Raw genomic sequence first — 18331 nt, forward strand, 5'->3', positions numbered from 1 at the left:
CAGCGCGTTCCGGTCCGTCTCAGCAGGCGGGCTCGACCGTCTCCCGCTCGACGGCACCGGGAGCGAGCAGCTGCGACCGGGTCAGCACGACCGGTTCGGACCCGTCGTTGCGCAGCTCGTTCGGCTCACCGTCCCCGAGGAAGAACGCCTCACCGGTCCGGAAGGTCTGTGGTTCACAGCGCCCGGCCCGCTGCACGGTGAGCTCGCCGGACCGGATCGCGGAGATCGCCGTACCGGGGTGCCGGACCCAGCCGCTGGCCTGACCGGGTTGCAGCACCTCGGTGCGCACCAGCAGCTCCGCGGGCCCGGGGGTGCTGATCTCGACCGGCCGGTCGAGGGTGGCCCGGGTGTCCGATCCGGCCTGCGCGACCGGAGCCCCCGGCGCCCCGGGCAACGCGGCGGCGGTCGGGTCCTGTGGGGCAGTGTCCTGAGGGGCGGAACCCTGCGGGTCAGGGGCACCCGGGCCGGGTGGTGCGGGTTCGGTCGTGCCGGGAGACGCCGGGGCCCCGGCCTCGGGCGCACCGGGATCGGACTCGTGACCCAGCTGACCGGGCTGCGCGCACCCGGCGAGCAGGGCCGCGACGACGACCAGCAACGCCGGTCCGGCGAGAGCGTGACGGGGGCGGGTGCGCACGGCGGTCCTCCCGGGGAGCGAGGCGGATCGCCGCGAGGTTAGTGCCCGTCACCCGGCGGTACCGAGGCAGACCCCGCGCGGTGCCTCATGGCCTCGAAGTGCCCGCGAGATCGAGGGGTCACAGGGACACAGACACAGGGACACGGGGACAGGTGTGCGCGCGTCTGCTCCGGGCGCCGAGCAGGTGCCGCACGAACACGGAGGGCAGGAATCCGGACGGCCCTGTTCGTCCGAGCGTTCCTGCACCGAGCGCCGCGCGGCGGCCCGGACAGGCACCGCACCCACCGGGTTCGGCGGGACCGGTGCAACCCCTCGGTCCGCACCGATGCCGACAGGCATCGGCCGACCGGGTGCGGGCGGGGCCGACGGGCGGAGTGTTGCCTCCACCACATCGCGCCGCCATGATCGGCGGAGGTCTCAGAGAGGACGGACACATGAGTAAGCCCGTGCTGCTTGTCCACGGCGCGTTCACCGGGGCGTGGGCATGGAACGGTGTGATCGACGAGCTCGGAAAGCAGGGTGTCACCGCGACGGCGATCGACCTGCCCAGTCGCGGCCCCCAGGGCACGCTCGCCGCCGATGCCCAGGCGGTCCGCGAGGCACTGAAGAACCTGGGTGAGCCTGCTGTGCTGGTCGGCCACTCCTACGCGGGTGCGGTGATCACCGAGGCATCGGTCGACAACGACGACGTGGCACACCTCGTCTACGTCTGCGCGGCCCTGCCGCAGGCCGGCGAGTCCGTCGCCGCGCTCCTGCAACGCGACCCCGAACCCGGCCAGCTCGGCACCGCCATGCAACCCGCCGAGGACGGCACGGCGACCCTCGACCGTCAGGGCGCCAAGGACTACGTGTTCAACGACGCGACCGAGGCCCAGGCCGCCCCGGTCCTCGACGCCATGGGTTCGCACGCCCTGGTCACGCTCGGGGAAGCCGTGACGGGACTCGGATGGACCCAGCACCCGTCCACCTACGTGGTCTGCACCCTGGACAAGTCCTTCTCCCCGGCGCTGCAGCGTGAGTTCGCCAGCCACACCAGCTCGGTGGTGGAGATCGAGGCCGGCCACGGCCCCATGCTGACCAAGCCTGCCGAGCTCGCCGACGTCATCGCCACCGCAGCGCGGAGCGACGCCTGAGATCCGTGGACGGCCGACGAGGGGTCGCACCCTTCCGCTGACCTCGTTCCCACGAGGTCAGCGGTCGCGGAGCACAGGAGCAGACTCACCGGCGGGCGTCCGCGGCGCCGGCCACAGCACCGCCGGACCACAGTGCCGCCGGGGGCCGCTGCCAACCGGTCACGGTGCCGCCGGATCACAGTGCCGCCCGGGGGCCGGTGCCAACTGGTCAGAGCGCGATCGCGGCCGCCACCCCGGACCGCGGATCGGCGGCGGCATGCAGCGCCCCCGCCCCTCCCCCGCCCGGCAGCACCGCACCGCGCCCGACCGCGCACATCCGGCCCAGCGACCAGGGGCCCGCGTCGTCGACGACATGCCCGCGCCGGGACAGCTCGGCAAGGGTGACCGCACCGAGCCGGGACTCCACGACCAGGCCGTGCGCCTCCCAGCCGCGCGGCGCGAACGAACCGGGGAACGCCGTCGAGTGCCAGGCCGGTGCGTCGATCGCGGCCTGCAGGTCCAGCCCGCCGTGGATCATCGCGAGCAGGAAGCACAGCTGCCACTGGTCCTGCTGATCGCCTCCCGGCGTGCCGAACGCGGCGGCCGGCTCACCGTCGCGGAAGGCCAGCGACGGGCTCAGTGTGGTCCGCGGCATCCGGCCGGGGCGCAGCGAGCTGGGCAAACCCTCCTCCAGCCAGAACATCTGGCCGCGGGTGCCGAGGCAGAAGCCGAGCGAGGGCACGGTCGGCGAGGACTGCAGCCATCCGCCCGACGGCGTCACCGAGACCATGTTCCCCGCGGCGTCGACGACGTCGACGTGCACCGTGTCCCCACGGGTGACGCCCTGCCTGCTGACCGTCGGCTCCCCCGAGCCGGGGCCCTCGGTCCCGGTCGAACGGCCCGCACCCGGGGCGGCCGCGTAGGCCGCGATCCGGGGCTGCCGGCCACCGGGCGAACCGGGCCGCAACCGGCCGTCGGAGACCGGACCGATCAGCGCGCGCCGGGCGTCGGTGTAGGTGTCGGAGAGCAGCTCGTCGAGCGGGACCGGTGCCGAGTCGCCGTACCAGGCCTCGCGGTCGGCGAAGGCCAGCTTCGCCGCCTCGGCCGCGACGTGCACGGTCTCCGCGGTGGCCGTCCCGCCGGGCAGCTCCAGATCCAGTCCGGACAGCAGACGCAGCTGCTGCAGCAGCACCGGGCCCTGCGACCAGCCCGCGCACTTGGCGACCGACCAACCGTTCCCGGCGTCGGCGACCACCGCCGGCTCATAGTGCGACGACCACGACGCCAGGTCGTCGGCGCTGAGCAGCCCGGCGTGGTCACGACCGGTCTCGTCGCGGGCCGGGGTCGCCACGAAGCGCTCGATCTCCTCCGCGACGAACCCGCGGTACCACGCGTCGCGGGCGGCGTCGATCCGCGCCTCGCGGGACGGGCCGGTCGCCGCGCCGAGCAGCCGCCGCCACGTCGCGGCGAGCGCGGGGAGCCGCACGATCTCGCCCGGGCCGGGGATCCGGCCCTCGGGCAGCCAGGTCGCGGCCGAGCTCGGCCAGTGCGTGCTGAAGTGCTCCGCGACCGCGGACAGCACCTCGGGAACGCGTGGGAGCAGCGGGAACCCGGACGCGGCATACCCCAGCGCGGGTTCCAGCACGTCGGCGAGCTCCCAGGTGCCGTGGTCGCGGAGCAGGGTCAGCCAGCCGTCCCACGCACCCGGAACGGTCGCCGGGAGCAGCCCGGTGCCGGGGACGATCTCGCACCCCTCGGCGCGCAGCCGCTCGGGCGTGGCCGCGGCCGGGGCGACCCCCTGCGCGCAGAGCACCACCGGTGTCGGGTCGGACGCGGTGACGAACACGGCCGGCAGTTCACCGCCCGGCCCGCACAGGTGCGGCTCGACCACCTGCAGGACGAACCCGCACGCGGCGGCCGCGTCGAAGGCGTTGCCGCCGCGCGCGAGCACGGAGGCCGCGGCGGCGGTGCCGAGATGGTGGGTGCTGCTGACCGCGCCGCGCGGGCCGATCCGGTCGAAGCTACGGGGTGCCACACCCGCATCCTCACACGGCGGGCGGCGCCAGCTCGCTCACCAGGGGCACCTCCAGCACCCGGTCCGACGACATCCATTCCCGCAGCACCTGCGTGGCCAGCACGTCGTCGGTGTTGTAGACCAGCAGCCGCTCCCGCTGCACCGGATCGGGCTCGCCGCCCTCCATCGCGACGGCGTCGCGGTACCAGCGCATCGAGTTCTCGCCACCGGCCTCCGCGTCGCGCCAGGCGAACCCGGCGGCGGGCGCGATCTTCTTCAGGCCCTTGCCGTGCGCGCACAGGAACCAGCTGGAGACCACGCCGTAGAGGTCCACCCAGGACGGGTCGGAGATGAACTCGCGCACCTCACGCTCGGTCGGCACACCGGGGGCCCCGGCGAACCGCTGTGCCGACGCCAGCATCCAGCGGTTCTCGGCCTGCTCGTTGTAGCAGTACGCGGTGAACGAGCGGCCCGACCCGGCCGCGAGCGCACGGATCCCGGACAGCCAGGTCCAGAACTCGCCGAACGAGCGCCCCTCGTCCGCGGTGGGCAGCGGCTCCCAGGTCGCGAACGCCCGGTAGCCCGGCTCCGGATCGCCGTCGCGCCGGCCACCCGGGTAGGACAGCAGCACGCCCCACAGGTAGGCGCCGGCCTCACCGAAGCTCTCCATGTCGATGTCGACCTCGACGTCTCCCCGGGGGACCGGCACTCGGGGCACCCGCCGGACGACCGCGAGCCCCCGGCCACGGGCCCTGGCGAGCGCGACCAGGTCGGTGAAGGGCGGCCCGGGCAGCGGGACGGCGAGCGCGGGCGGTGGCGTGGCCGGATCGAGCGCGGCGAGATCGGCGACGGTCCGCACACCGGCCTCGCGCAGCAACCGCGCGGTCTCCCCGTGCGCGACCAGGCTGACGTCGTCGCGGACCGACAGCTCCGACTCGCAGGTCGGCCACCACGGGCAGCGGCGGCATTCGGTGATCCGGGACGGCTCGGCGAGGGCGGGACCGCCGGTGGCGGCCGACCGGGCCACCGCCGACCGGTCGGCGAACCGGGCGTCGTACTCGTCGAGGGTGTGCCGCCCGCCCGGCCAGTGACCGGCCCGCAGGTCGTGCCACACCACGACGTCGGCGTCGAGCCCGATCACCCCGCCGAGCCGCGGGGCCGACTCGGGCGGCGCCCAGCCCGCCGCCTCGAGCAGCCGGGTGAGCTGGGCGAGTGCGAGCAGGTCACGCGGCTGGGAGCGGACCTTGCGATCCGGGTCGTGCCGGGCGCGCTGCGGCCACGGGTCGGTGACCGCGGTGGTGCGGGCCCCCTCACCCGGGTCGGTGATCCGGCGCCGGACCACGAGCACCGGGACGTATCCCCCGCCGGGTGCGCGGACCAGCAGCTCGGCGCCGCCCCGGCGGTCACCGTCGGTCGGGAGGACGGCACCCCAGATCATCGGTGCCCCGGCCGCGACCAGCTCGGCGGTGCGCGCGGCCCGCTCGGCGCGGTCGGCGCCCGGGCCGCCGGGCGACTCCGGCCCGCTCGCACCCCCCGGCCAGGCGCTCGCCCAGTCGGCCCGCCACACCCCGGCGAGCAGCTCACCGATCCGGGCCCGGTGTGCCGCTGCATCCGCCCGGCGCTGCTCGATCGCCGGGTCGGGCAGCGCGCGCGGGGACCGGGCCGCAGACGGGTCGTGGTCGAGGTGCACCCGGCGGCGGCACCCGCTGAGCGCCGCGGCGTCGAGCAGGACGCGCGGCGCGGTACGGGATCCGGTCGAGGTGCTCACGGTCGTCGAGGGTAGAGACCACCCCCGACAGTTCCGACGGGTGCCGATCGGCCCACCGGTCACGTCACCCACCGGTGTCGGACCTGCGCGCCCGGTGGCGCGGGCCCTAGGCTGCGACGACGATAATCCCGATCACGTGCGGTGGATCGAGACCTGGAGGACACGACATGGGACTGCTGCGCAGGAAGCCGAGCGCGGGCGAGCGGGCCGCCGCGGCGACCAGGGAGGCGGCGGTCGACGCGTCGGAGTGGGTCCAGGAGGCCGCCGGGTACACCCGCGACACCGCGGACCGGGCGGCCGAGAAGCTCCACCACAAGGCCGTGAAGGCGCGCCGCCGGGCGGAGGCCGCGAGCCGCCGCGCGGACAAGGCGGGCCGCCGGGCAGCCCGCACCACCCGCCGCGCCGTCGGCAAGGGCGGTGACCGGGTGGCCTCCGCCGCGCAGGGTCTGCTCAGCGAGGCCGACCTGAAGGCCCGCTCGGCGGACCGCAAGGTCACCAAGGCCGCGGCGAAGGCCGACATGAAGGCCCGCAAGGCCGAGGCGAAGGCGTCGCTCGTCGCGGAGAAGGGGCGCCTCAAGAGCGAGGCCCGCGCCGCCAAGGAGGCCGAGCGCGCCCGCATCGCCCGCGAGTGGAACGCCAAGAAGGTCCAGCGCTACCTCGGGATCGCCAAGTTGCTGGCGCCGCTGCTCGCGCCGTACGCGATGGCGGCTGCCGGCTCGCTGCGGCACCGGCTCGACGACCACCGCTCGCGCCGGCTCGGGGTCTCCCCCGACGAGCTGGGCGGCTACTCCGGGCCGGGCGGCAAGCTGCACGCGCGGTTGTCCCGGATCTCGCGCACCATCGCCGAGCTGCGCGCGGACGGCACCACCGGGTCCGACCCCGGGGCCAAGCGGTTCGCCGACGAGACCGAGCCCCGGCTGCACGATCTCGCGGCCGCGGTCCGGGCCGCGGAGAACATGCCGGCCGCCCGCCGCAAGGCGGCGTACCGCACGATCTCGCGCGACCTGGACCGGATCGAGGTCGAGCTGCTGGACCACCTGGGTGTGCGGGCCTGAGCGCGCTCAGCCGGCCCGGTAGGCCTCCAGCAGCCGCAGCCAGACCTCGCTGAGGGTCGGGAACGCCGGCACCGCGTGCCACAGCCGCCGCAGCGGTACCTCGCCGACCACGGCGACCGTCGCCGCGTGCAGCAGGTCGGCGACACCGGGCCCGACGAACGTCAGCCCGACCAGCACCTCGCGCTCGGTGTCGACGACGGCGACCGCCCGGCCGGAGAAGCCGTCCGCCCGTAGCGACGAGCCGGCCACCGCGATCTCGATGTCGACCACCCGGACGGGCAGCCCCGCGGCCCGCGCGGCGTCGGCGGTCCGGCCGACCCAGGCCACCTCGGGATCGGTGAACACCACCTGCGGAACGGCGATGTGGTCGGCGGTGGCGACGTCCGCGCCCCAGGGGCCGGTGTCGAGCGGGCGACCGGCGGCCCGCGCGGCGATCGCGTGCGCGGCGATCCGCGCCTGGTACTTGCCCTGGTGGGTGAGCGGTGCCCGGCCGTTGAGGTCGCCGACCGCGTAGAGCCAGTCGCCGCCGTTCTCGACCAGCCCGGTGTCGTCGACCGGTACCGCACCGCGATCGGTGGTGGCCACCCCGACGGAGTCGAGGCCCAGCCCGTCCGACCTCGGCCGGCGACCGGTCGCCACCAGCAACCGGTCCACCTCGACGACGTCCCCGCCACCGTGCAACCGGACCGCGTCGCCGTCGCCCCCGGCCGGTTCGACCGAGTCCAGGCCGGTGTCGGTCCGCAGGTCGACCCCCGCCTCACGCAACCCGTCGGCGACCCGTTCCGACGCGACCGGCTCGGCGTTGGGCAGCACCCGCGCGCCGTGCTGGAACAGCGTGACCCGCGACCCCAGCCGGGCGAACGCCAGCGCCATCTCGCAGCCGACGACGCCACCGCCGAGCACCCCGAGCCGGGCCGGGACCTCCTTCGCCGACGTCGCCTCGCGGGACCCCCAGAACGACACCGTGTCGAGGCCGGGGACCGGCGGGGTGACCGGGACGCTGCCGGTGGCGAGCACGACGGCGCGACGGGCGGTGACCGTGGTGCGGGTCCCGTCGTGCCCGGTGACCTGGACGGTCCGCTCGCCGGTGAGCCGCCCGCGGCCGCGCAGCACGGCCGCACCGGCGCCCCTGGCCCATTCCTCCTGGCCGGCGTCGTCCCAGTCGGCGGTGAAGGCGGTCCGCCGGTCCAGCACCGCGGCCGGGTCGAAGTCCGCGGTGACGCCCGGCAGCCGGCGCGCGTCGGCGACGGCCTGCGGGGTGCGCAGCAGCGCCTTGGACGGGATGCACGCCCAGTAGGAGCACTCGCCGCCGATCAGCTCGTCCTCCACCAGGGCGGCGGAGAGTCCGGCGGCGACCGCGTACCCGGCGGCGTTCTCACCGACCGGGCCCGCCCCGACCACGACGACGTCGTACTCGTTCTCTCTCATGGCGCCAGCATCCCCGCTCGGGCCCGGTTTCTCACCCGCCGAGTGCCGCCACCGCGTCGGCGGCCGGGACGTCACCCGAACGAAGCTCCAGGGTCGACCCGATCGTGTGGTCCGCGGTGAGCAGCGCGGCCAGGACGGCCGCGGTGTCGTCGCGGGTGATCTCACCCCGGTCCAGCGGCGGCGGTACCAGCGTCACCTTCCCGGTGCCGGGGTCGTCGGTGAGCCGGTGCGGCCGCAGGATCGTGGCGTCCAGCCTGCGGTCGGCACGCACCACCTCCTCGGCGGCCTTCTTCGCCCGGATGTAGGCCACCCACACCTCACCGAGCCCCGGGTCCGGCTCGTCGTCCACGCCGGTCGCGGAGACCAGCAGGTAGCGCCGGATCCCGGCGGCCGCGGCGGCGTCGGCGAGCAGGGTCGCGCCGTCCCGGTCGACGGTCTCCTTGCGCGCCGCGGTGCTGCCCGGTCCGGCCCCGGCGGCGAACACGACGGCGTCGGCACCGGTGAGGTGCTCGGCGAGATCGGTGGCCGACGTGGCCTCCAGGTCGGCGAGCACGCCGCCGGCGCCGGTGGCGCGCACGTCGTCCAGGTGGTCGGGGTTGCGCACGATCGAGCGCACGGTGTGTCCCTGCCCGGCGAGCAGGGTGGACAGCCGCAGTGCGATCTGCCCGTGTCCTCCGGCGATGACGACGTCCATACCCGGTGACGCTATCCGGATCGAGCTACCGGCGCGGCTTGAGCGTCCAGACGATCGTCATCGCGCCGGTCTGCACCCCGTCGGCGTCGGTGATCGTGACGTCCACGGTGAACTCGGGGCGGGTCCCCGCGTCCAGCTCGGCCAGCACCTCACCCGCCGGTCGGGTCAGCACCGCCTCGGCGCTCAGGTCGCCCTTGGCGAGCGCGAGGTAGGTGATCTCGGACCGGACGACCAGCGGCACCGCCCGGTCACCGGCCCCCGCGAACGCGGCGAGCCCGACGGCTCCGGACGCCGTCTCGCCCAGTCCGAACATCACCGCCGCATGCGGGCCGCCGACGTGGTTGTGCTGGTCGGGGCGGTCGGGCAGGAACGCCACCACCCGTTCGGTGCTGATGTCGCCGAAGGTGATCCCGGCCGTGGTCACCCACGGCACCGCCTGTGCCATCGCCGCAGGCACCCAGCTCACGTCATCTGCCATTCCGGCAGGCTACTCGTGGGTAACAATCGACGGAAGTGATCCGATTTGTCCCGATTATCGATGAGTGAGAAGGGACCCCCTTGTCCCCCTGGGAGGACGGGGTTCGAATCGCTGTGACGGGAGGCACAGGCGGTCTGCCGCATTGCGCTCCGCCCGGCCACAGCAGAACGACGCGAACGCCGCGAGACCCACCACGCCGACGCGCGCCGACGCGCGTCCGACACAGGAGGTACCCGAGTGAAGGCCGTGCGGGTGCACGCGTACAAGCAGGACCCCCAGATCGACGACATCCCCGAGCCCACCCTCCAGGGACCGCTCGACGTCATCGTCAAGATCGGCGGCGCCGGGGTGTGCCGCACCGACCTGCACATCGTCGACGGCGACTGGGCCGACATCCAGAACCCCGAGCTGCCCTACGTGATCGGGCACGAGAACGCCGGATGGGTGCACGCCGTCGGTGACGCCGTCACCAACGTCCGGGTGGGCGACACCGTCATCCTGCACCCGCAGCCCTCCTGCGGACTCTGCCTGGCCTGCCGGGCCGGGCGCGACATGCAGTGCACCGGTGACGCCTTCTTCCCCGGCCTGTCGAACAACGACGGCGGCATGGCCGAGTACCTCCGGACCACCGCCCGGGCCTGCGTGAAGCTCAACCCGGACACCAACCCCGCCGACGTCGCCGCACTCGCCGACGCGGGCATCACCGCTTATCACGCCGTCCGCAAGGCGGTGCCGTTGCTGTACCCGGGCACCACCGCCGTCGTGCAGGGTGCGGGCGGCCTGGGCCACATCGGCATCCAGGCACTCGCCGCGCTGACCGCGACCAGGATCATCGTGGTCGACAAGAACCCGGCCGCGCTGGAACTCGCCAAGAAGATCGGCGCCGACGAGACCGTGGTCGCCGACGGCAACCACGTCGGGGCCGTGCAGGAACTCACCGGCGGCGGCTCGACCGTCACCTTCGACTTCGTCGCCGAGCAGGGCGCCGAGCTCGACGCCTGGGCGATGACCGGGCCCGCGGGCCACTGCTTCGTCCTCGGCTACGGCGGCGAGTTCCGGGCCCCGACGCTCGACTTCGTGGCCGGCGAGAAGAACGTGATCGGCAACATCGTCGGCACCTACAACGACCTCGCCGAGCTGATGGTCCTGGCCCAGGCCGGGAAGGTCACCCTGCACACCGCGCAGTACCCGCTCGACCGGGCGATCGACGCGCTGCACGACCTGGACGCGGGCAAGGTCCGCGGCCGGGCGATCCTCGTCCCCTGACCACCGTTCACACGTACGTACAAGACGGACGTCTTTCCTGACCACCACCGATCGGCGGCGACGCCGGCGCAGGAGGAATCATGTACGAGAAGGATGGCGAGAAGTACTTCGTCGTCGACTCCCACTGCCACTTCTGGGACGCCTCCCGGGAGAACTGGCGGGAGGGCCGCGAGCAGTACGCCAAGGGCTGGATCGACTGCTTCTACGGTTACCACCAGCTCGGCCCGCCCGAGACGCACTGGGACTGGGAGCGCTACCTCAAGGTCTCGATCGACGACTTCGAGCGCGACATGTTCATCGAGGGCCACGTCGACTACGCGATCTTCCAGTCGACGTACCTCAAGGAGTGGTACACGAAGGGCTTCAACACCACCGAGCAGAACTCGGCGCTGCTGGAGCGCTTCGGTGACCGGGTCATCGTCAACGGCCGGTTCGACCCGCGCGAGGGCGACGCCGGGCTCAAGCAGCTCGAGGCGGACGCGAAGCAGTTCAACCTCAAGGGCGTCAAGCTCTACACCGCGGAGTGGAACGGCGACTCCCGCGGCTTCAAGCTGACCGATCCCGAGGCCTACCGGTTCCTGGAGGCCGCCCAGGAGCTCGGCATCAAGAACATCCACGTGCACAAGGGCCCGACGATCTGGCCGTTGGACAAGGACGCGTTCGACATCGCCGACGTCGACCACGCCGCGACCGACTTCCAGGGCCTGAACTTCATCGTCGAGCACGTGGGCCTGCCGCGCATCGAGGACTTCTGCTTCATGGCGGTGCAGGAGCCCAACGTCTACGCCGGCCTCTCGGTCGTCGTCGGCGGCCTGATGCACGCCCGCCCGAAGTTCTTCGCCAAGGTGATGGGTGAGCTGCTCTTCTGGGTCGGCGAGGACAAGATGACCTTCGGCGGCGACTACAACATCTGGACGCCGAAGTGGCAGGTGGAGGGGCTCGTCGACTGGCAGATGCCCGACGACGACCAGTTCGCCGACTACCCGCGCCTGACCACCGCGTCGAAGAAGAAGATCCTCGGCCTGAACGCCGCCAAGCTCTACGACATCCCGGTGCCCGCCGGCCTGGAGCTTCCCGACACCTCGGCCGACGAGCCGATGGCGCCGGGCGAGGAGCTCGTCGAGAACAAGGCCGGGGCTCAGGCGTAATGGCCGGCGGACCTGCTGGTACCACCGCCGGCACCGACGGTGCCGTCGATCGGCAGGCCGTGTGGTCCGCGCTGGGGACGGTGCTCGACCCGGAGCTGGACGAGCCCATCACGGATCTCGACTTCGTCGAGTCCTGCACCGTCTCGCCCGACGGTCACGGCGGCAGCGTCGTGACCGTCGGGCTCCGGCTGCCGACGTTCTTCTGCGCGCCGAACTTCTCGTTCCTGATGGTCGCCGACGCCTACGACGCGGTGACGGCCGTCCCCGGAGTGAGCAGGGCGCAGGTGACGCTGGCGGACCACCACGCCTCCGAGGAGATCAACGGCGGCGTCGCGGCACACGCCGGGTTCGTGAAGTCGTTCGAGGGGTCGATCAACGGTGAGGCCGCCGCCGAGCTGGACGAGCTGCGGCACACCTTCCTGGCCAAGGCCGCGCTGGCCGGCCAGGACCGGGTGGCCCGGCCGCTGGTCGACGCCGGCCGGACCCCGGAGGAGCTCGCGGCGCTCACCCTCGGCGAGCTCGCCGGGACCGAGGCCGACACCGACGAGCTCACCCGGATGCGCCGCCGCCGGGAGACGATCGGTCTTCCGGCCACGGACGACGCCCCGCTGCTGGTGCACTCCGACGGGTCGCCGGTGACGGTCGAACAGGTCCCGCTCCACCTGCGCCGGGCGCGGCTGCAGCGGGTCGGGATCGAGACCAACGGGGAGTACTGCAAGTCCCTGCTCAAGATCCGCTATGCGGATCGGGCCCCGGCAGCCGCCGGGAGCTGAGCGGGCAGCGGGACCGGACCCTGCCGGGACCCGCAACGACGTGGGCCGTGCCTCGCCGCCGGGGGCACGGCCCACGTGCGTGCCCGTCCTCCCGCCGACCATGATCCCTGTTTCGGGAGTGTCGGTGCCGGGTCCGGCACTCCGCGCTCCCGAAACAGGGATCATGGACCGAGGCGGCTCAGCCCGGGGTGGCGTCGAGCACCCGGACGGTGTCGACCAACCGGTAGCCCTCCCCCACCCGGAACGGCTCCAGGGCCGCCAGCAGAGCCTCGCGCACCGCGCCCGGTCCGGCCGAGCGGGCGGCATGCCTGCCCGGCCCGGACGCCAGCACCCCGGCGACCAGGTCGTCCGGATCGGGATGGTCGGTCGGCACCCGGACGACGGCGATCTCTCGCACGGCCAGTCCCGCCGCGCCGGCGAGTTCCGCCAGCCGATCCGGGTCGGTCAGCGCCGGCGCCCCGGTGCCGCTCCGATCGGGCCCCGGACCTACCGCCCCCGCACGGGGCCGGTCCTGCGGTGGTGCCGGTGCGGCCGCGGTCAGCGGCGCCAGTGCCGCACCGATCACGGCCGCGTCGCACTCGTCCGGTGCTCCCCAGACGCTGGCCCGCACCCCGCCACCCGGGACGCACACCCGCCCGGCCTCGCGCAGCGCCAGTACCGGGTCCGTCAGGTGCTCCAGTACCTGGACCAGCGCGACCAGGTCGAACACGTCGTCGTCGAACGGGAGATCGTGTGCGTCGCCGGGACGCAGGTCCGCGGCCGGTGCGGCCCGCTCCGCCGTCGCCAGGGCACCACGCGCGACGTCGACACCGGACCCGGTGAGCCCGGCCGAGAGCGCCGCCACCAGCAGCTCACCGGCGCCACAACCGACGTCGAGCACCCGGGCGCCGGGCGCGGCCCCGGCGAGGACGCGCTGGTACAGGGGGGACGGAGCCGTCGTCGTCACGGTCGGACGGTAGCGGCCGGCACCGCACCCCCGCTCATTTCGGCGGCAGAGTGCGCACGAACGCGACGCCCTCCGCCACCCAGCTCGCGAGCTCGGGCCCGTCCAGATCGTCCGGGGCGGGTTCACCGACCACCCGCAGCCAGCCCGCGAGCTCGCGACCGTTCATGACCATCCGGGACGCTCGGGGCCTGCCCAGCAGCTCCTCCGAGCGCTGCGGATCGACCCGCACCATGAGCCCGCCGGCACCGGTGACGGCCACCGCCATGTGCCCGTCCACGAGGAACGCGAGCCCCCCGAACATCCGGCGCTCCGCCACCCGGGGCTCGGCGGCCAGGCCGGTGCGGATCCGGGCGGCGAGTCCCTCGTCGTAGGGCATGGGCCGAAGTATGGCGCGACCCACCGACAGCAGCCAGGATCAGCGGCCCCAGACGTTCTCGGCGACCGAGACGATCAGCTCCAGCTTGCGCTTCTGGTCGTCGACGGTGAGCTCGTTGCCCTCGACGGTGGAGGAGAACCCGCACTGCGGGGACAAGCAGAGCTGCTCCAGCGGCACGTGCCTCGCCGCCTGCTCGATCCGCCGCTCGAGCTCGCCGGCGTCCTCCAGGTCGCCGGTCTTGGTGGTGACCAGCCCGAGCACCACCTTCTTGCCCGGCGGGACGAACCGCAGCGGCTCGAAGCCGCCGGAGCGTTCGTCGTCGAACTCGCAGAAGAAGCCGTCGACCGCCAGCTCACCGAACAACGCCTCGGCGATGTGGTCGTAACCGCCCTCGGCGGCCCAGGACGAGCGGTAGTTCCCCCGGCACATGTGCGTGGTGACCCGCAGGTCGGCGGGCCGGTCGGCGATCGCCGCGTTGATCTGGCGGATGTAGCGCAGGTGCTGGGTGTCGGGATCGTCGCCCTTCGCGGCGAGCTCGGCACGGTGGTTCGGGTCGTTGAGGTAGGCGAGCGCGGTGTCGTCGAGCTGCAGGTAGCGGCAGCCGCGCTCGTACAGCGCGCGGAGCTGCTCGGCGTAGGCCGCCGACAGGTCGGCCCAGAACGCCTCGATGCCCTCGCTGCCCGGGTAGACGTCCTCGTCGATGACGGCGCGCCCGCCGCGGGCGTAGACCATGCTCGGCGACGGGATGGTGAGCTTCGGGGTCGCGGTCGTGACCTGCGACGCGAGGTAGTCGAACGCCGTCGCGAAGATCGGCTCGGCGAGGTGCACCCGGCCGTCGACGGCCATCCCCGCGGAGGTGAAGTTGTTCTGGCCCGAGGTGTTGCGCATCTTCACCTCGACCCGGCCGTCGGTCTTGGTGACGCCGCCGAGCGCGTAGATGAAGTCCATGTGCCACGAGGTGCGGCGGAACTCGCCGTCGGTGGCCGAGCGGAGCCCGACCGACTCCTGGAGGGCGACGACGTCGGTGATCGCCGCGTCCTCGGCGGCGCGCAGACCGGCGTCGTCGAGCGTCCCGGCGGCGTGCTGCTCGCGGGCCGCCAGCAGCTCCCGCGGGCGGAGCAGGCTGCCGACGTGATCGGCGCGGAACGGCGCGAGGTCGTCGGCGGTGGATGCCTGCGAGGACTGCTGCGAGGACTGCGCTGTCTCCGTCATGCCCGCGAACGTATCGCCGGGGACGCACGCCCACCGACCCGTCTTCCGGCATGTGGAAGCCCGGCCGGCCCGGTGGCGGTCCGGTCTCAGCCCGACGCCGCGATCCCCGGCGCCGCGGCGAGGTGCCGGGCCAGCGGCCCCGCCGCCTCGCGCACCGCCTGCTCCAGCGCCCAGCGCCGCTCGGCGAAATCGGCCCGGCTGACCAGCACCGCGAGCGCTGCCGTCCGCCCCCCGGGCACCACGACGGCGAGCCCGGCTCGGCCGCGGGCGTGCTCCTCCAGCTCGACCGCGACACCGGCCGAACGCACCCGCAGCAGCTCCCGGTCGAGCAGCCTGCGGTCGACCAGGGTGTGCGGGGTCAGCGGAGCGAGCGGCCCCGGCCCGAGCACGTCCGCGAGCCGGCCCGGGTCGAGCGCGGCGAGCAGCGCCTTGCCCGGTGCGGTCGCGTGCGCGGGCAGCAGCTCGCCCGGCATCGCGCCGGGGCCGGGGTGCGCGGCACACGTCTCGGTGTGCGCGACCACGACGTCGTCGGACCGCAGCACGGTCAGCACCGCCGCAGCGCCGATCCGGGTGTGCAGCTCGGCCAGGATCTCCCTGGCCGGCGCGGGCGGCACGATCCGGTCGGTCATGCCGCGGTACAACCCGACCACCCGGTAGCCCAGCCCGTAGCCGCGGGCCGCGTGGAACCGGACCAGATATCCTTCCTCGACCAGCGTCCCGAGCAGCCGGTACGTGGTCGGCAGCGGCAGTTCGAGGCGGCGGGCGAGCGCCTTGGCGGTCACCCCGTCGCCCGCCTCGGCGACCGCCTCCAGCACCCGCAGCGCGCGGCGCAGGGCCGCCCCGCCCGCGGTGGAGGAATCGGACACCACCGACCTAGTCTCGCCGCCGGGACCGATCGGCACCAGCGACCGGGAGGACGAGTGGCGGGTGGTTTCCGCCCGGTGGGCCCGGACGGGCTCGCCGGGCACCTGGTGGACCGGATCACCGAGCACACCGGACGGGTGCGGGTACTCGTGGACGGCCCGCCGCCGACCGGTCCGCTGCCGCTGGCCCGCACGGTCGCCGAACTGCTGCGGGCCCGGGGCCGCGATGCCCTCGCCGTCGACGCCGACGACTTCCTCCGCCCGGCATCGGTCCGGCTCGAACGTGGCCGCACCGACGTCGCCATGTTCCTGGACGGCTGGCTCGACGAGCCGGCACTGCGCCGTGAGGTGCTCGTACCCGGCGGCCCGGGCGGCTCGGGCCGGGTGCTGCCCCGGTTGCGCGACCGGCGGCGGGACCGCGCGTTCCGCGACGAGCCGGTGTCACTGCGAGCGGATGCCGTCGTGCTGCTGGCCGGTGGGCGGCTGCTCGGCCGCGGCCTGCCCGCGGAACTGACCGTGCACCTGCGGATGAGCCGGGCCGCGCTGGAGCGGCGGCTGGATCCCGACGAGAGGTGGACCGCGGCCGCCTACGCGCGTCACGACGACGAGGGCGACCCCGGTGGGTACGCCGACGTGCTGGTGATGGCCGATCATCCGGACCGTCCGGCGCTGCGGGACGCCTGATCGGCGCACGACCCGGGCCGACACAGGGCCGACACAGGGCCGAGCCGGTTCGGGTCCGGATCGGACGGAGACACCGTCGGGTGGCCCTGCACCACCGATCGCGCGGTGGCGATCCTGACGGCCGGGGAGGAAGATCTCCACCAGGAGGTGAAAGTGTGGGCGAGGAGGGAGTTGAACCCTCACGTCCTTTCGGACACACGGACCTGAACCGTGCGCGTCTGCCATTCCGCCACTCGCCCGGAGCGACGAAGAAAAGTTAGCACCCCGCCCGGAGGGCCCGCGCAGGGGGGTCCGTGCAGGGACGGGCGGATGCGCGATGCAAGCAACAGGGGTACATCGGAGAGGGGACACGGTGAGGTGGCGGGCCGGTTCGGTCGGGCGCCGCCAGGTCCCCCGGATAGCACAGATACGATCGGCGACACATCACCGACACGCCGATGCGGACGGAGGAGATCATTTGGGCCGCGTGGATCGCTTCGAGCGCCGTCTTCAGGGGTTCGTCGGCGATGCGTTCGCGCGGGTCTTCGGAGGCAGCGTCGTCCCACAGGAAGTCGCACAGGCGCTGCTGAGGGAAGCCGAGGACAACGTCGAGCAGCTCGCCGGGGGTCGCCTGCTGGCACCCAACCGGTTCACTGTGCTGCTCAGCCCCAGCGATCTCGACCGGATGGCTGGCGACGAGGACGGGGTCGTCCGATCCCTGTCCTCGCACGTGGCGAAAGAACTCACCGACCAGGGATGGGACACCTACGGTGAGGTCGTAGTCTTCCTGGAGCGCTCCGAGGCGCTGCACACGGGACAGTTCCGCACCCGCTCCGCTGTCGATCCCGACGCTTCCCGTCGGGCCGCCACCGGAGCACGCACCGCAGGAGAAGCACCCATGAGCCAGCAACCGGGCCACCCCGAGGACAACGGGCAGTACGGATACGACCGGGGCGCCCCCGGCGGATACGGCCAGCAGACCTACGCGCCTCCGGGGTACGACCAGGAGCAGGGTCAGCAGGGCGGCGCCCAGTACGGCCAGCAGCAGGGCGGGTACGACCAGTACGGCCAGTACGGCCAGCAGGGCGGCTACGGCCAGGCCCCGCAGCCGGGTTACGACCAGTACCAGCAGCAGGGCGGCGCGCAGTACGGCCAGCAGCCGGGCGGGTACGACCAGTACGGCCAGCCCGGCCACCCGCAGCAGGGCGGCTACCCGCAGCAGGGCGGTTACGCGGACCCGAACCAGCCCGGGTACGCCGACCCGAACCAGGGTTACGGCGGCTACCCACAGCAGCCCGGCTACCCGCAGCAGGGCTACGAGCAGGGTTACGACGGCTACGGCCAGCCCCAGGGCTACGCCCAGCCCGGCTACCCGCAGCAGGGCGGCTACGACCAGGGCTACGACGGCGGCTACGGCCAGCCCGGATACGGCCAGCAGCCGGGTTACCCGCAGCAGGGCGGTTACGACCAGGGTTACGACGGCGGCTACCCGCCGGCCCAGGGAGGCTGGGGCGCCCCGCAGCAGCTGACCGCGATGCTGATCCTGGACGACGGGTCGAACCGCAACTACCAGCTGACCGAGGGCACCCACGTCATCGGGCGCGGCCAGGACTCCAACTTCCGGCTGCCCGACACCGGGGTCTCCCGCCGGCACCTGGAGGTCACCTGGGACGGGCAGGTCGCGACCCTGAACGACCTGGGTTCGACCAACGGCACCACGGTCAACAACTCGCCGGTCCAGTCGTGCCAGTTGACCGACGGTGACGTCGTCCGTGTCGGGCACTCCAGCCTGGTCTTCCGGACCCAGGGCTGAGCGCGCCGCGAGGGCACGTCAGACTGGACCACAGACGGCATCGGCCGCCCGCCCGGTGATCACCCGGGCGGGCGGTTCGTGCGGGAAC

17 protein-coding genes and 1 tRNA gene are annotated in these 18331 nt (G+C 73.8%); 7 read left to right on the forward strand and 11 right to left on the reverse strand.

The features are described 5' to 3' along the window. Positions 1–19 precede the first annotated feature (19 nt). Entirely contained in the window at positions 20–634 is a 615-nt protein-coding gene (locus AB0J24_RS12470; protein ID WP_358679636.1) for a cupin domain-containing protein, read from the reverse strand. 434 nt (positions 635–1068) lie between these two features. On the opposite strand from AB0J24_RS12470, the gene AB0J24_RS12475 reads away from it, so the two are divergent. Next, complete coding sequence (locus tag AB0J24_RS12475; protein WP_358679639.1) at positions 1069–1767, forward strand: alpha/beta hydrolase; 699 nt, start codon at positions 1069–1071, stop codon at positions 1765–1767. A gap of 208 nt (positions 1768–1975) precedes the next feature. On the opposite strand, the gene AB0J24_RS12480 is transcribed toward AB0J24_RS12475, so the two are convergent. Together AB0J24_RS12480 and AB0J24_RS12485 are read right to left on the reverse strand one after the other, a co-directional pair. Further along, a complete protein-coding gene (locus AB0J24_RS12480) occupies positions 1976–3781 on the reverse strand; it encodes a gamma-glutamyltransferase (protein WP_358679641.1) in 1806 nt (601 codons plus the stop codon). 10 nt (positions 3782–3791) lie between these two features. Next, positions 3792–5528 carry a TM0106 family RecB-like putative nuclease gene (locus AB0J24_RS12485; protein WP_358679644.1) on the reverse strand — a complete coding sequence of 579 codons (1737 nt, stop codon included), beginning with the start codon at positions 5526–5528 and terminating at the stop codon, positions 3792–3794. Positions 5529–5695: 167 nt separating this feature from the next. On the opposite strand from AB0J24_RS12485, the gene AB0J24_RS12490 reads away from it, so the two are divergent. Next, entirely contained in the window at positions 5696–6583 is an 888-nt protein-coding gene (locus AB0J24_RS12490; RefSeq protein WP_358679647.1) for a DUF6474 family protein, read from the forward strand. A 6-nt stretch (positions 6584–6589) separates the two neighbouring features. Here the strand turns inward: AB0J24_RS12490 and AB0J24_RS12495 are convergent, their stop codons facing one another. Genes AB0J24_RS12495 through AB0J24_RS12505 form a run of 3 tightly spaced genes read right to left on the reverse strand, consistent with a single transcriptional unit; the run spans position 6590 to position 9183 of the window. Next, positions 6590–8011 carry an NAD(P)/FAD-dependent oxidoreductase gene (locus AB0J24_RS12495; RefSeq protein WP_358679649.1) on the reverse strand — a complete coding sequence of 474 codons (1422 nt, stop codon included), beginning with the start codon at positions 8009–8011 and terminating at the stop codon, positions 6590–6592. Between the two features lie 31 nt (positions 8012–8042). Further along, positions 8043–8705 carry an NAD(P)H-binding protein gene (locus AB0J24_RS12500; RefSeq protein ID WP_358679652.1) on the reverse strand — a complete coding sequence of 221 codons (663 nt, stop codon included), beginning with the start codon at positions 8703–8705 and terminating at the stop codon, positions 8043–8045. Between the two features lie 25 nt (positions 8706–8730). Then, the gene (locus AB0J24_RS12505) at positions 8731–9183 is read right to left on the reverse strand and encodes a DUF4442 domain-containing protein (RefSeq protein WP_358679655.1); all 453 of its coding nucleotides are present in this window, start codon (positions 9181–9183) and stop codon (positions 8731–8733) included. A gap of 237 nt (positions 9184–9420) precedes the next feature. Here AB0J24_RS12505 and AB0J24_RS12510 point away from each other — a divergent pair, with 237 nt between their 5' ends. From AB0J24_RS12510 to AB0J24_RS12520, 3 genes are all read left to right on the forward strand, one after another. Next, on the forward strand, positions 9421–10449 hold the full coding sequence (locus AB0J24_RS12510; protein ID WP_358679657.1) for an NAD(P)-dependent alcohol dehydrogenase: 1029 nt from the start codon (positions 9421–9423) through the stop codon (positions 10447–10449). 80 nt (positions 10450–10529) lie between these two features. After that, a complete protein-coding gene (locus tag AB0J24_RS12515) occupies positions 10530–11597 on the forward strand; it encodes an amidohydrolase family protein (protein WP_358679660.1) in 1068 nt (355 codons plus the stop codon). Then, entirely contained in the window at positions 11597–12370 is a 774-nt protein-coding gene (locus AB0J24_RS12520; protein ID WP_358679663.1) for an iron-sulfur cluster assembly protein, read from the forward strand. The genes AB0J24_RS12515 and AB0J24_RS12520 overlap by 1 nt, the downstream gene beginning before the upstream one ends. Before the next feature lie 178 nt (positions 12371–12548). On the opposite strand, the gene AB0J24_RS12525 is transcribed toward AB0J24_RS12520, so the two are convergent. The 4 genes from AB0J24_RS12525 to AB0J24_RS12540 all read right to left on the reverse strand — a co-directional run bounded on the left by AB0J24_RS12525 (position 12549) and on the right by AB0J24_RS12540 (position 15773). Continuing rightward, the gene (locus AB0J24_RS12525; protein ID WP_358679666.1) at positions 12549–13316 is read right to left on the reverse strand and encodes a class I SAM-dependent methyltransferase; all 768 of its coding nucleotides are present in this window, start codon (positions 13314–13316) and stop codon (positions 12549–12551) included. A 34-nt stretch (positions 13317–13350) separates the two neighbouring features. Next, positions 13351–13692 (reverse strand): TfoX/Sxy family protein, encoded by a 342-nt coding sequence (locus AB0J24_RS12530; RefSeq protein WP_358679669.1) that lies wholly within the window; start codon positions 13690–13692, stop codon positions 13351–13353. A gap of 39 nt (positions 13693–13731) precedes the next feature. Further along, complete coding sequence (locus AB0J24_RS12535; RefSeq protein WP_358679672.1) at positions 13732–14904, reverse strand: 5-methyltetrahydropteroyltriglutamate--homocysteine S-methyltransferase; 1173 nt, start codon at positions 14902–14904, stop codon at positions 13732–13734. A gap of 86 nt (positions 14905–14990) precedes the next feature. Next, complete coding sequence (locus tag AB0J24_RS12540; protein ID WP_358679674.1) at positions 14991–15773, reverse strand: IclR family transcriptional regulator C-terminal domain-containing protein; 783 nt, start codon at positions 15771–15773, stop codon at positions 14991–14993. A gap of 51 nt (positions 15774–15824) precedes the next feature. On the opposite strand from AB0J24_RS12540, the gene AB0J24_RS12545 reads away from it, so the two are divergent. Then, complete coding sequence (locus tag AB0J24_RS12545; RefSeq protein ID WP_358679677.1) at positions 15825–16451, forward strand: uridine kinase; 627 nt, start codon at positions 15825–15827, stop codon at positions 16449–16451. Positions 16452–16607: 156 nt separating this feature from the next. On the opposite strand, the gene AB0J24_RS12550 is transcribed toward AB0J24_RS12545, so the two are convergent. Then, positions 16608–16690: transfer RNA gene (locus AB0J24_RS12550), tRNA-Leu, on the reverse strand. 218 nt (positions 16691–16908) lie between these two features. Between AB0J24_RS12550 and AB0J24_RS12555 the strand changes: the two genes are divergently transcribed. After that, positions 16909–18243, forward strand: coding sequence for a DUF3662 and FHA domain-containing protein (locus tag AB0J24_RS12555; protein ID WP_358679679.1), 1335 nt, complete (start codon positions 16909–16911; stop codon positions 18241–18243). Positions 18244–18331 lie beyond the last annotated feature (88 nt).

The sequence above is a fragment of the Pseudonocardia sp. NPDC049635 genome (assembly GCF_040659795.1).
GTDB lineage: Bacteria > Actinomycetota > Actinomycetes > Mycobacteriales > Pseudonocardiaceae > Pseudonocardia.